This is a genomic window from Corynebacterium sp. KPL2838 (assembly GCF_040225455.1).
Lineage (GTDB): Bacteria > Actinomycetota > Actinomycetes > Mycobacteriales > Mycobacteriaceae > Corynebacterium > Corynebacterium rhinophilum.
In genome coordinates this window covers 1-1,975 of record NZ_JBEHFT010000069.1, presented here as the reverse complement: position 1 = coordinate 1,975, position 1,975 = coordinate 1, and the positions used below count along the sequence as shown (strand labels likewise).

Annotated in this window: 2 protein-coding genes and 1 pseudogene; 2 read left to right on the top strand and 1 reads right to left on the bottom strand. The window is 59.9% G+C overall.

The features are described 5' to 3' along the window. On the bottom strand, positions 1-675 hold a 675-nt coding region (locus ABRP98_RS11670), incomplete at its 3' end, for a siderophore-interacting protein (RefSeq protein ID WP_349859352.1). Between the two features lie 128 nt (positions 676-803). Here ABRP98_RS11670 and ABRP98_RS11665 point away from each other — a divergent pair. Next, the gene (locus ABRP98_RS11665; protein WP_349859351.1) at positions 804-1,751 is read left to right on the top strand and encodes an ABC transporter substrate-binding protein; all 948 of its coding nucleotides are present in this window, start codon (positions 804-806) and stop codon (positions 1,749-1,751) included. Then, a pseudogene (locus ABRP98_RS11660) lies at positions 1,752-1,975 on the top strand (iron ABC transporter permease); the annotation flags it as partial.

Genomic DNA, 1,975 nt, shown 5'->3' with positions numbered 1-1,975 from the left:
CCACACGTACCCCGGTATCGCCTCATCGGCATAATCTGCCTTCAGCGCGGCAACAACAGATTCCGCTTCCTGGTGCGGCTCGGTGCGAAGGACGCTCAGACTGCGCACGCTCGTTTTCCACCTGGCCGCGAGCCCAGGTTCTATCTCGTCATCGCTAGTTACCACGGCCATAACGTCGGTACGGGCGAGCATCGCCGGGTCACGGCCTTCTTGGTAGGCAAGGATATGTCGCAGGGCCGGCAGTGCGGAGGCATCGGCGACCAATAGTTGTGGTGCTTCGGTTGGCTGCCACAGCTCGTTGCAGGTAAAGAACCCCGCTGTATCGCCGGGCTGCGCGCTCCGAATCCATCGCGACCCGGGCCCGGAATCGCCGTGGGTCACCACGTCGACATCGACTGTGGCGTCCTCAGGGTGGAGCGCGCGAATGGTGTACCAGCGCAGATCGGGCCTAGTTTCTTCGCCTATAGCGGCAACGGCTGCCCGGATATTGACCCCGTCGACGGGGAAGGGTGAGAATTCTTGCCCGGCTTGCGGCATGACGAGGCCAAAGAATTCATCAGGGCCGGCGAGCTGATACGTCCGGAAGACCTCGGCGTGAAACGTCAAACGGTGCAGGCGCGGCCGGATCTGTTTATTGGCGGCCAAGGTAACGGGAATCAGTTGGTGTTCAGGCATCGGCGACGATTGTAGGGAAGAGTTCATGCACCCAACATACTCCTACAAAGCTAAGCCTTGCCTATGCACTGGGCCGGCGTCTAAGATGAGCAACGTTATTTTCCTCCTTGATTGAAAGGGCTAGCCTCATGAAGATTTTTGGGCGCCGTACCATGGGTGTTGTGGCACTGCTGTCCGCCGGAGCCGTCGCATTAGCCGGTTGCTCGCGCGGTGAGGGCGATGAGAGCACGCAGTCCACCGATGCAGCCAGCGAGGAGCGGGTGGCTAGCCTGGGCTTGGGTGATGCCGATACGCTGCTCGCCCTGGGTATTACTCCCGTGACGGTGGCGCCGTGGGGCGCTGAGGGCGATGGCGATCCTTCCGGCGTTGGTCCGTGGGCAAAGAAGCTTCTGGGCGATGCAAAGCCGGAGGTCATCTACAACACCGCAACGGGCTTTACCGCGGAGACCTTTGAGCAGATCACCGCTGCAGACCCCACCAAGATCATTGCGGTGAACCAGGCAGTGGATGCGCGCACGAAGGAATCCTTGGAAGAGATCGCGCCAACCACCGTCAAGCCGGATGAGTATGAAGACTGGCAGGTTCCCTGGGAAGACCAGGTAGAGGCCATCGCGGACGCCGTTGACAAGGAAGACGACGGCGAAAAGCTCATCAAGGACACCGAAAAGGCCTTCGAGGAATTCCGCCGCGAGCACACCGAATTGCAGGGTAAGTCCGCGGCGATTGTCATGCCTTATGACGGCAAGATTGGCCTGTACACCGATGAGGACGGGCGCGGACAGTTCATCGAGGATCTCGGCATGGAGATCCCCGAAGAGTTGAAGGGAGATGGCAGCAGTTTCTTCGTCGACATTGCCCCGGAAAACTACGCAAAGCTCAACCAGGTTGAGCACCTCTTTGTCCTGGATTACAACGGCTCCGCGGATGTATTGAAGAAGGATAAGACCTTCCAGGGCCTGGATATTGTCAAGGATGGGCGCGTGCGCTACCTGGACACGGATACCGGCAACGCGATGAGCATGCCGAACCCAGTGACCATTCCGTGGGCAATGGATAAGTTTGAAGAGAAGCTGTAATTGTCAGCAACCACGCAAGGCGGCCAGAAAATCCAGGCGGGGTCCACAACGGAAAGCCACACAGCCACACCGGTGATGACGCGGGGAAAGGGTCGCAAGACGTTTCTTGTTGCCCTCATCCTCGCCAGCCTCGTGCTGGCGGTGGCGTCCTTGGCGCTAGGTTCGCGTTCGATTCCGCCCGATGAGGTCATCGCCGCGCTGCGCGGAGCGGGGGAGCAGGATAT

Coding starts and splice junctions, on each gene's coding strand:
- ABRP98_RS11665 (WP_349859351.1), top strand. CDS start 804: ATGAAGATTTTTGGGCGCCGTACCATGGGTGTTGTGGCACTGCTGTCC.